Consider the following 10,184-nt stretch of genomic DNA (forward strand, 5'->3'; position numbering starts at 1 on the left):
CGCATCGTAAGAGAATACAGTTACTGTTGAATTCAATTCATTGATGACGTAGACGAATTGACCATTCGGGTGGAATGTCAGATGGCGCGGCCCGGATCCCGCTGGAACCTCATATTCACCGTGTGTAACAAGCACATGGCGCTCCTTATCTATGGAGTAGCACTTCACCCGGTCAATCCCCAAGTCGGGCACATAGATATACTTCTCATCTGGACTGAAAAATGCTGAATGTGGGCGCGGCTGGTTCTGATTCGGATGCGGACCATGGCCGTAATGCTGCTGCACATCAAGCTGGCTTCCAACTTGTCCATTTTCTTGGAGCTCTATCAATCCGATGCGGCCGCCATGATAGCTGGCAACGATCAGGTAACGGCTCTGAGAGTCTCGTTGAATATGGCATGTCGGAGCATCGAGTGAGAAGGCGCGGTTCAATTGCGTCAGCTTGCCTGAAGCTGTATCTATCGCGAAGCTAACTACCTCCGCCGTCTTCGAACCATCTTCAGCGACACATTCTCCAATGGAATAGAGCTTCTGCTGATCAACATCGACATTGATGAACGTCGGATTTTTCAACCCTGCTGCTTCATCCAGCTTCGTCAATTGACCAGTCTTCTCATCCATCGAGTACACATAAAGTCCAGAAGAATCTGCTTCAGCATACGATCCAACAAACACTAACATATTTTGTTCCATATATGTAACTCCCCTCGATGTTGTCCTTAAGTAATATAGGAAATGTTATTGTGTCTCTACTTTACACTTGGTACAGCGGAATATCAACATTAGAGGCTCAATCAACGCAATCAAATAGAGAGAGCCGCACAATATGACAGCTCTCCCTCTCGTTTTTGAATAACTTATATGTGCTCAGGGATAATGCCTGCTGGGATTTTCCCATCTGGCCCTAAGTAATACCGATGTGTTGGTGTCAGCTTCTCATCAAGCTCGTACACAAGCGGTGTCCCTGTTGGTATGTTCAAATCTGCAATGCCATCGGCAGGGATGTTGTCCAAAACCTTCACAAGCGCCCGCAGTGTATTGCCATGAGCAGCAATGATGATACGCTCCCCTGTTTGAATTGCCGGAGCAATGGTCTCATGCCAATAAGCAAGCACTCGCTTCTCCGTATCTTCCAAGTTCTCAGTTAGCGGGAATTGACCCGGCTGCAAGGAAGCATATTTCCGATCTGCTGCTTCATAGCGTGAATCGGTCGGCTCCAATGCAGGTGGACGTACATCCACTGATCGCCGCCACAGATGAACCTGCTCTTCCCCATACTTCTCTGCTGTCTCTGCCTTATTCAATCCTTGCAGCGCCCCATAGTGACGTTCATTCAGCTTCCATGTATGGCGGATAGGAATCCACATCTGATCCATCTCATGCAATGCAATCCATAGGGTTCGTATGGCCCGCTTCAGCACAGAAGTATACGCGGTGTCAAAGACGAATCCATGCTGGCGCAATATCTCACCCGCCTGTCTCGCTTCAATGAGACCTTGTTCAGACAGGTCGACGTCCGTCCAACCTGTAAATCTATTTTCCAAATTCCATACGCTTTGTCCATGTCGAATCAGTACAAGTTTAGCCATAAGTTGCCCCTTTCTGTGAGCGCGAGCCACGTTCACGCCATGTTAGATAATCATATTTGATCATGTCCTTCTATTCTTTTTTTAACCAAAATGAAAGGTAATGAAACAATTATGAAAACCAATGTAATCCATACATGTTTATCCCCTACTCCTGTCTACCGCTCGGCCACAGAGTGGATTACGTCTAACAGCTGATTGATCGCATCGTCTTGACGATAATGCTTCATCTTCTCCCGCATCATTTCTTTATTGGCATAGGCACTAAGAATGGCTTCAACAAATGCAGACCCTTCCATTTCCTCTTCAAGCAGAACATGGCAATAGCCGGCGGATTGAAAGGAGCGGGCATTCTGTATTTGATCACCTCTGCTCGCCTTCTTAGACAACGGGATCAGCAGCATAGGAATTTGCAGCTTCAAATACTCAAATATTGCATTGGAACCTGCTCTTGAAATGACCAAATCAGCAGCTGCAAGCGCATCGCCAAGCTCTTCCTTCATATATTCGTATTGTTGATAGGCGCGATACGTAATGGAAGGATCAACATTCCCTTTTCCACATATATGTATAATCTGATATTGTTCCAATAACTTCGGCAGACTGCTCCGAATTCGCTCATTCAATCGTTTAGAGCCTTGACTTCCGCCCATGAAGAGGAGTACTGGCTTCGTACGTGTAAAGCCGCATGCATTTAACCCTCTGGATCTACTGCCCAGCAGCAGCTCAGAACGAACAACTGCTCCCACATAGATAGACTTGCGCTGCTTCACATGTTCTATCGTCTCCGGAGACGTAACACATACCTTCGTGGCAAAGGGCAAGGCCATCTGATTCGCCAATCCTGGGGTAAGGTCTGATTCATGAATAATAACCGGTACACGATTCAACCAAGCACCAATGACAACGGGGACAGATACGAATCCGCCCTTAGAGAAGACCACCTCAGGCCGATATGTACGGATATATTGATACGCCTGCCATGTCCCCTTCAATACACGGAATGGATCCTTCACATTTTTCCAGTCCCAATATCGGCGCAGCTTGCCCGTTGCAATCTTGCAGTATTCTACCCCATCTAAGCCAACAATCAGTTCGGCCTCGATTCCATGTCGGGAACCAATGTATCGTACTTCCCATCCTCTGTTGACAAACTTAGGGATGAGAGCAAGGTTCACAGCCACATGTCCTGTCGTTCCTCCACCAGTAAAAAGGATGCGTCTTGTCACATTCAGGCACCTCGCCATCTTTCTGTATATCAACCGATCCGCAAAACACGTACCTCTAAGAACTCACCTGTTCATAAAAAATGATTCGGTTGCCAAATGGATCGGTAACAGTTACTTCATGATCATCCTGATCAAGTCCTGGCTTCGCGTATTTATATTTCTTGCCGCGCATCTCAGCGTGCAGCTGCCGTATATGGCTAACTTCAATTCGCACTGCCGAACCAGGACAGCAATCCCCATGATGCTCTGATAAATGAAGTATGCAATTGCCACGGGCAACCTGCATGTACAATGGGAAATTATCTCCGTAACGATGCTCCCACTCAATTCGGAACCCTAAGAAATCTACGTAAAATTCACGTGCTTTATGCTCATCGAATATTCGCAATATCGGTATAGCTGGTCGAAACGAAATATCCTCCATGAAAACTCCCCCTATTCGACTCAAGATATCACAATGATTTACTATCGAAATGATACCACAATTTGGTTACACACTCCCAATGTTCCCGCTTCGTTCGTTGCGATCCCGTCCCCCTTTATTCGTCTTCTTGACTTACTCTTGACCGCTAACTCCTTCAACAAAAACAGCACAAGAGCAGTAGCTCCTGTGCCGTTATCATTACGCTTCACGAATAGATTAACCAATTAGATGCAATTGTTCCGTGCATCTTAATTATCTGTTAGCTAATGGGATTTCAGTTTCAGTAAAAGTTCAAGCTGACTGCAGCATGTTGTCTGCCTCCACACGATTTCACTCTAGCAGTGATTTAACATCCTCGACAATCTTATCCTCTGGCGGTTCTAATCCATTGTAGCGAGTGAGCACGGTTCCCTCTTGATCGACGAGGAAGACTGAGGTTGTATGGATCACCTGATCATCGCCTTCCACCTTCTGTACTTGTGATTTGAACATCTCAAGACTGTATTTTTCAATCGCCGCCTGACTGTAACCCGTGACAAAGCGCCACTGAGTCGTATCAGCCTTATATTTACCTAGGAACTCCTTAATCTTTGCCGGCGTATCAATTGCAGGATCGACACTGAATGACAATATATGTACGTCTTCTATTCCCTTTTCTTTTAGCTTCTGTTGAATTTCAGTCAGGTTGAAGGTCATAGGTGGACATACCGTAGTGCAGCTTGTAAACGCAAAGTTAACGAGCCATATCTTCCCTTTCATTTGTTCGGTATGGAAAGGCTGTCCGTCTTGATCAACCGCCTCAAATGCAGTAATCTTCCAGTCGAAATCATTCGGCTTCGGCTTGCCGCCACAGGCGACTAGGACGATCATAATCATAGCGATTACACTGCTTACGAGTATCTTCTTCATACCGACCTCCACATTACGATACCACATCGTTTTTTACTCTTATTGTACCGTAATTTCAAGTCTATTTTTACCATATTGCCGCCTATTAAGCTACGATATTGTGACATTTTCATACATACAACATAGTGAGCAAAAAAAACACTCTCCGCTTATTTGCGAAGAGTGCTTGGTGTAGTTCCGGACAACACTTCAATAGATTTGCATAGACGCTCATACAAGGAAGTCCGAGGTGCAATCTCTTTCAAATTTAACAGCATTCCAAGCAAAATCACCTTACGGGGACGTACTTGCAGCAGTTCCTCTTCTAGCACTTGAATAGAATCCAGAACATCTTGCTTATTCCAACTTTCCTTCTCTGTCGAATCAATGTCCAAGCTCTCTACAGCCTCTCGCAGCTGCTTCACAAGCACAAGCGGATGCAATTGCTTTGGCTTCAAATGCTCCTCATCTAATCCGACCATGCTTCCATTCAGTATTGGCTCCGGTTCATGCTTCAACATCCCCTCGGCCACATAGTCCATGATCGTAACAATATACCTGCTGAGGCTGTCTATCTCGATGGGAAAATTGTCGAATAGCTTCATATACATATAGGTAAAAATCAGACTGCTAAGCAACGTTGCGCTGTCAAGCATATAAGGTCCGAATTGCTCCCCATAGATATCTTGCAAGGATTCCATCAGCGTCTCTATATTAAACTTATTCATTTGCTGCATGTGTTCACGAAGCTCTGTGCTTTCGGTATGCTTCGTATTATCCCGCATCTGCATCTTGATAAACTCAGGATGTTCGTTCCAGATGTGAAGATACACCCTGATTTTGCTTATTAACCGTTCACGGGGATTAGGCTGTTTCTCCCGCTCCAACATCAGCATGCGATCTTCCAATAATTTGGATTGATACATGAAGATGTTCAGCAGCAGCTCATCCTTGGAACTATAATATTGATACACACTTCCTTTTGACATTTTACAGAAGGAAGCGACTTCCTGCATCGTCGTCTGTACGTATCCCTTGGATGCAAACAATTTCATAGCCGATAATAGAATCTGCTGCTTCTTCTCTGGCATATGCTCTTCCATTCGCTGTCCTCCACACTTGGTTCCTAACAAGTTCTTAATATGACTATTGAGTTCTCAATATCATAACAAAAAGTGGCCATTACCTGCAACCACATGGATTTGGACATATGAAGATAAACTTATCATCTACTCCTATTGAGCCAAGATACACCGATTATTGAACCATTTCTCCTCGCTGTGCTGCACTGGTATAAGATGCATCCTGCTTCCAGCCAATAAGCATGCCCGCACTTGCGAGCAACACAATGGCGCCAAATGCATAGGGGATCTGAACATGAACATCAAACAGGATTCCCGCAATCGCCGGCCCAATAATATTGCCAAGACTCATATAGGCATTGTTCATTCCTGCAACGAACCCTTGCTCATTCCCTGCCATCTTCGACAATAACGTATTGATTGCAGGCCGTACGATGGATGTTGCCACGAAGAATAACATCGTAACAAAGAAAATAAGAAAATAATTCGAGACGAACAATAGCAAAATCATACTGATTGCAGATAATCCAAACATCGTGAGCAGAATCTTCTTCTCACCGAATGTTCGCAACAGGCGCTCAATAAGGACAGCTTGACAGATGACTCCGATTATCGCTCCGAGTGTAATCATTAAGGAGATATCCTTCGGCGTAAATCCATATTTCACATCTACATATAAACCAAATATCGCTTCAAAGTTCTGCAATCCAAATGTTAATGCGAATACCAGAACGAGAAGCATGAAATACGGTGCCTTCGCAGAAGCGGCCATCTGCCGGAGCAAATTTTCCTTCTTCTTCGTGTTGCTTCTCGCTGCCATCCGTTCTTCGACAGAGAGGGATTCAGGCAAGAACAACAATGAGACTACCGTAGACAATCCAGCAAGTGCTGCTGCTGCGTAAAAAGGAGCTCGAATTCCGTATTCCGCCAACATGCCTCCGATACCAGGCCCTATAACAACGCCGAGCGTCATGGAAGCCATAAGCATGCCGAGCCCCTTCCCTCGCTTCTCTTCTGTTGTAATGTCCGCTACATAGGCCATCATCGGAGGTGTCATTAACGCTGCTGACATACCGCCTAGCAGTCGTGATACATACAACATCCACATGTGTTCAGCTATACCGAACAGTACCTGTGAAACGGTAAATAACCCAATTCCCGTTACGATTAGCAGTTTTCTGCCGTATTTGTCTGACAACTCGCCAGCAATCGGCGAGAACAGAAATTGCGTTAATCCAAACGCCGCCACCAAATACCCCATCGCTTGCCCCGTAGCCCCGAACGCTGTAACATATTTCGGCATAATCGGAATGATAAGCCCCATACCAACCATAGCAATGAACATGTTAACCATAAGGATAACAAGCGAACCTGAACCTTTCTTTTTTGTTGACAATGCTCTCCACCCCTCCCAGGAACCAATGGGTTTTATTTATGACTTTGTAGTCAAAATCCATAGTACTCTACTCGACTCCGGAATGTCAAACTCCATTTCCAATCCCTGTGCTCCCCATACTTCTGTTGTCATCTACAAAAAAGCCCTCAGACGAGGTAACTCGCCGAGGGCTGCCATTCAAATCATGATAGTGAAAGAATATAGATGGTTCGCCGCTAAATATATTCCCTTAAATAGAAGTTGATGCGTCCTCTACAGTCACCGGAGAAGCAGCTGTATCAATGGACTGCGGCGTCACATCGGCTGGACGGCTTTCATGACTGCCTCCTTGCAAATTCAAACCAATTACGCCGAGAATAATAAGCAAGATCGATACAACCTTAATCCAAGACATTGACTCAGAGAAGAAATAATATCCGATAACGGCGATGGCTGCAGTACCAACACCCGACCATATCGCATAAGCGACACTAACATTAATCTGCTTCAGTGAGAAATTCAAGCTCGTAAACGCAAGCAAATAACAAACAATCATGAGAATGGAAGGAACCGGTCTTGTGAAACCGTTCGACATCTTCATTGAGATGGTTCCGATAATCTCCAATGTAATCGCACCGATTAAGTAAAGCCAACTCATCATAATTGCATCACAGCAATTCCCCCAAATCTATCGTTCTTCGCCTATTGACATCACGAAGAATAGGCACAATAGAGCTATTATGTTGCATCACGAGCGCCTTGTCAAACCAGCATAGCCACTCGCCCCAAATTAGGCGTTCTCTTCCCTCCATTCGTCTAGTCACCATGCTCCTGACCTACATACACTTATAACGTAAGATAAATGCATGGCGAAAGGAGCCAATGAACATGTCCGAAGTATGTGGTTCAGTTGGAGGCTTTTGTGGTGGAGGTTTTACTAGCGTTGGCGTAATTCTTGTTCTCTTCATTTTGCTCGTCATTATTACTCGTTCCTTTGGCTGCGGATTCGGTTTCTAATTTACGCCAACAACCCCGGCTGTTGCAGCCGGGGTTGTTCCTCTATCTTATACTTCTTTTTCTATTAGGATTCAAATAATGCCTGTGCGATATATTGCCCTTGAGCACACCCGCCCGGCATGGCGAACAATGCACTCGCTACCGTCTTCGTATATTCGTTCATCTTGTCCTTCTGTCCAAGAATTTTTAACATCGGGACAAGCTGTTTATATGGATTCTGCCATATAGGAACAGCGATTCGATGATCCTTACAATTCGCTTTAAGGTTGCGAATGAATCCATTACCTTCCACGATGGGGGTTCATGGTGAAGTTTTGATGTTCTGATGATCGTGCTATATACTTCTTTCCTGCGGTGATCACTGCATGATCGCTGCAAAACGGGTATGGTCATGTATTCAAGGCTGCGTTCCATCATAGCTAAGCCTCGCTTTAGCTTTAGGCTTTATCATTGCACATGCCATACCTGCAAAGATGAGAACGATCCCCCCTATTTGCATCCCCGTCGGTCGAAATCCAGTGATCCACGTATCCAGTAGAATAGCCACGGCGGGATCGAGAAATACGAGTACAGAAATGACCCGTGTTGGCAGCTCTCGCAAACTGTCAAAAAACAATAAATATACAAATCCGGTATGAATGAACCCAGTCGCCACAATTGCGAACCAATTGTTCCATGTTAATGCACCATAAGACGACATATCAACGAAAGGCAGCAGCAGCACGATCCCGAGGCTCGTCTGGACAATCGTAATCGCATACCCACTAAGTTGGACAACACCCTTGCCTATCAATGTGGTCATTGCATAAAACACGGCTGCCATGAATGCCCATACTACCCCTGATGTGAACAGCTCGTCCAAGCTCGCGCCTTTTTCGATACCGATAACAAGAACGGTACCGACGAAGCATATCCCTACAGATAAAATAGACCAGACTGTTAATTTTTCCTTGAATAAGATACTTCCAACTAGCACGACAATGACCGGAGCCAAATGATAAATCGATATCGCAATCGTAATCGACATCCATTCGAAGGACTTGAATAAGAACACCCAGTTGCCCACAAGAAATACACCGCACACTATCGTTTGCAGCAATTCCCGTTTGCTCCACTGTTCACGCCGGTATTGGCCTGAAGCCGCCCAGCAAATCCCCAGAAATAATGTTGCACAAATGCATCGTATGAAGACAAGCTCCATTGACGGTAATCCAGTATGCTCGGAGAAAAATCCGATAGAGCCAAAGATGCACATGGATATGATCATTTTCATCATTGGCAGCGAGTTATTCCATTTCAAGACGATGACAACCTCCTTTATGTACCTCTCCTGGTGAATGAATTTCATAATACGCAGCCTTACTACCTTTCTACATTTTACCACATGTAACAAATATAAAAAGAAGGGACAAGCTGTGCATCGCCTATCCCTTCCCTATCATCAACCTAATCTCTGTTATTCTGATGCTTTTACCGCCCTTGTCTTCCCCTGCCACTTGTTCTTAATCGCATGAATGATTTGGGCAATCGCGCCATCACCAGTTACATTAGCAGCCGTACCGAAGCTGTCCTGTGCAATATACAGTGCAATGGCAAGACTAATCATTGCTTCATCGAAGCCGAGCATGGATTGGAACAATCCGGTTGCCGCCATGACGCCTCCACCAGGAACACTTGGTGCTGCAATCATCGATATGCCTAACATGAAGATGAACGGCATCATTGTGCTTACCGATAATGGCGCGCCATTAATGTACATGATCGCACTTGCTACGGAAGTAATCGTAACCGTTGAGCCAGTAATATGAATCGTTGCACATAACGGTACCACGAAGTTTGATACTTCTTCATCGGTACCAAGCTTCTTCACTTGAGACATAGTCACGGGTATCGTTGCCGAGGAAGACTGAGTTCCCAATGCTGTAAAATACGCCGGGAGCATCGTACGCAGCATCGTGATCGGGTTGCGCTTGTTCATTATGCCCGCGATCGTATACTGTCCAACAATGACTACAGCATGCAGCACTAAAATGACGACGAACACTTTAAGGAACACTTGCAGAATGAATGCAACCTCGCCTGCTTGCGTCATGTTCATAAAGAGCCCTGCAATGTGGAACGGCAATAATGGGATCAATATTGCATTGATTACCTTGCCTACAATCTCTTTGAACTCCAACGATGCGGTAAGCAAGACATTAGACTTCACGAACGTAATACCGACGCCGATAACGAAGGACAGCAGTAGAGCAGTCATAATGTCGAATACCGGTGGCATGTCCAATTTAAAGTAACTCGTTAGCAGCATCTCTTCTGGATTGCTTGCCCGAAGACCAGATGCTCCAGACAGCAGCCACGGGAATGTTGTATTTGCGACGCCGTATGCCAGCATGCCAGACAATATCGTGGATACATACACAATCAGTGCTGTTATGCCTAGTAGCTTGCCAGCTCCTCTCCCCAGCTCTCCAATGCCTGGAATAATAAAGCCAAGAATGATTAACGGGATGAGAAAGCTCAAAAATTGCCCGAATATATGATTAAACGTAGCAAATATACGTATAAACCAATCTGGCATAATTA

The 10,184-nt window shown here is 45.2% G+C and carries 11 protein-coding genes and 1 pseudogene; 1 reads left to right on the top strand and 11 read right to left on the bottom strand.

The features are described 5' to 3' along the window. The 8 genes from AZ66_RS22355 to AZ66_RS22390 all read right to left on the bottom strand — a co-directional run. The coding region (locus tag AZ66_RS22355) for a lactonase family protein (RefSeq protein WP_044356869.1) at positions 1 to 693 on the bottom strand (693 nt) is incomplete at its 3' end. Between the two features lie 164 nt (positions 694 to 857). Further along, positions 858 to 1,589 carry a 2,3-diphosphoglycerate-dependent phosphoglycerate mutase gene (gpmA, locus tag AZ66_RS22360; protein ID WP_044356870.1) on the bottom strand — a complete coding sequence of 244 codons (732 nt, stop codon included), beginning with the start codon at positions 1,587 to 1,589 and terminating at the stop codon, positions 858 to 860. 155 nt (positions 1,590 to 1,744) lie between these two features. Further along, complete coding sequence (locus AZ66_RS22365; protein WP_044356872.1) at positions 1,745 to 2,815, bottom strand: undecaprenyldiphospho-muramoylpentapeptide beta-N-acetylglucosaminyltransferase; 1,071 nt, start codon at positions 2,813 to 2,815, stop codon at positions 1,745 to 1,747. 55 nt (positions 2,816 to 2,870) lie between these two features. Continuing rightward, on the bottom strand, positions 2,871 to 3,239 hold the full coding sequence (locus AZ66_RS22370) for a glyoxalase superfamily protein (RefSeq protein WP_044356873.1): 369 nt from the start codon (positions 3,237 to 3,239) through the stop codon (positions 2,871 to 2,873). 330 nt (positions 3,240 to 3,569) lie between these two features. Further along, entirely contained in the window at positions 3,570 to 4,175 is a 606-nt protein-coding gene (locus AZ66_RS22375) for an SCO family protein (RefSeq protein WP_231586996.1), read from the bottom strand. A 122-nt stretch (positions 4,176 to 4,297) separates the two neighbouring features. Then, the gene (locus tag AZ66_RS22380; protein WP_044356875.1) at positions 4,298 to 5,230 is read right to left on the bottom strand and encodes a TetR/AcrR family transcriptional regulator; all 933 of its coding nucleotides are present in this window, start codon (positions 5,228 to 5,230) and stop codon (positions 4,298 to 4,300) included. Positions 5,231 to 5,384: 154 nt separating this feature from the next. Beyond that, on the bottom strand, positions 5,385 to 6,605 hold the full coding sequence (locus AZ66_RS22385) for an MFS transporter (RefSeq protein ID WP_021260349.1): 1,221 nt from the start codon (positions 6,603 to 6,605) through the stop codon (positions 5,385 to 5,387). Positions 6,606 to 6,834: 229 nt separating this feature from the next. Continuing rightward, positions 6,835 to 7,242 (bottom strand): DMT family transporter, encoded by a 408-nt coding sequence (locus AZ66_RS22390; RefSeq protein WP_036620133.1) that lies wholly within the window; start codon positions 7,240 to 7,242, stop codon positions 6,835 to 6,837. A 230-nt stretch (positions 7,243 to 7,472) separates the two neighbouring features. Here AZ66_RS22390 and AZ66_RS32060 point away from each other — a divergent pair, with 230 nt between their 5' ends. Further along, a complete protein-coding gene (locus AZ66_RS32060) occupies positions 7,473 to 7,601 on the top strand; it encodes a sporulation protein YjcZ (protein WP_194483572.1) in 129 nt (42 codons plus the stop codon). Positions 7,602 to 7,665: 64 nt separating this feature from the next. Here AZ66_RS32060 and AZ66_RS31560 read toward each other — a convergent pair. From AZ66_RS31560 to AZ66_RS22405, 3 genes and pseudogenes are all read right to left on the bottom strand, one after another. Then, positions 7,666 to 7,821, bottom strand: a pseudogene (locus tag AZ66_RS31560) (iron uptake transporter deferrochelatase/peroxidase subunit); the annotation flags it as partial. Positions 7,822 to 7,998: 177 nt separating this feature from the next. Then, complete coding sequence (locus tag AZ66_RS22400; RefSeq protein ID WP_044356879.1) at positions 7,999 to 8,877, bottom strand: DMT family transporter; 879 nt, start codon at positions 8,875 to 8,877, stop codon at positions 7,999 to 8,001. 180 nt (positions 8,878 to 9,057) lie between these two features. Further along, on the bottom strand, positions 9,058 to 10,184 hold a 1,127-nt coding region (locus AZ66_RS22405), incomplete at its 5' end, for a dicarboxylate/amino acid:cation symporter (protein ID WP_044356880.1).

Origin of the sequence: Paenibacillus sp. E194, assembly GCF_000935845.1 — a bacterium.
GTDB lineage: Bacteria > Bacillota > Bacilli > Paenibacillales > Paenibacillaceae > Paenibacillus_B > Paenibacillus_B alvei_B.

Excerpts from the sequence above, each read along its gene's own strand:
- gpmA (WP_044356870.1), bottom strand. The coding sequence starts at position 1,589 with ATGGCTAAACTTGTACTGATTCGACATGGACAAAGCGTATGGAATTTG.
- AZ66_RS22370 (WP_044356873.1), bottom strand. The coding sequence starts at position 3,239 with ATGGAGGATATTTCGTTTCGACCAGCTATACCGATATTGCGAATATTC.
- AZ66_RS22375 (WP_231586996.1), bottom strand. The coding sequence starts at position 4,175 with ATGTGGTATCGTAATGTGGAGGTCGGTATGAAGAAGATACTCGTAAGC.
- AZ66_RS22380 (WP_044356875.1), bottom strand. The coding sequence starts at position 5,230 with ATGGAAGAGCATATGCCAGAGAAGAAGCAGCAGATTCTATTATCGGCT.
- AZ66_RS22390 (WP_036620133.1), bottom strand. The coding sequence starts at position 7,242 with ATGAGTTGGCTTTACTTAATCGGTGCGATTACATTGGAGATTATCGGA.
- AZ66_RS32060 (WP_194483572.1), top strand. The coding sequence starts at position 7,473 with ATGTCCGAAGTATGTGGTTCAGTTGGAGGCTTTTGTGGTGGAGGTTTT.
- AZ66_RS22400 (WP_044356879.1), bottom strand. The coding sequence starts at position 8,877 with ATGATGAAAATGATCATATCCATGTGCATCTTTGGCTCTATCGGATTT.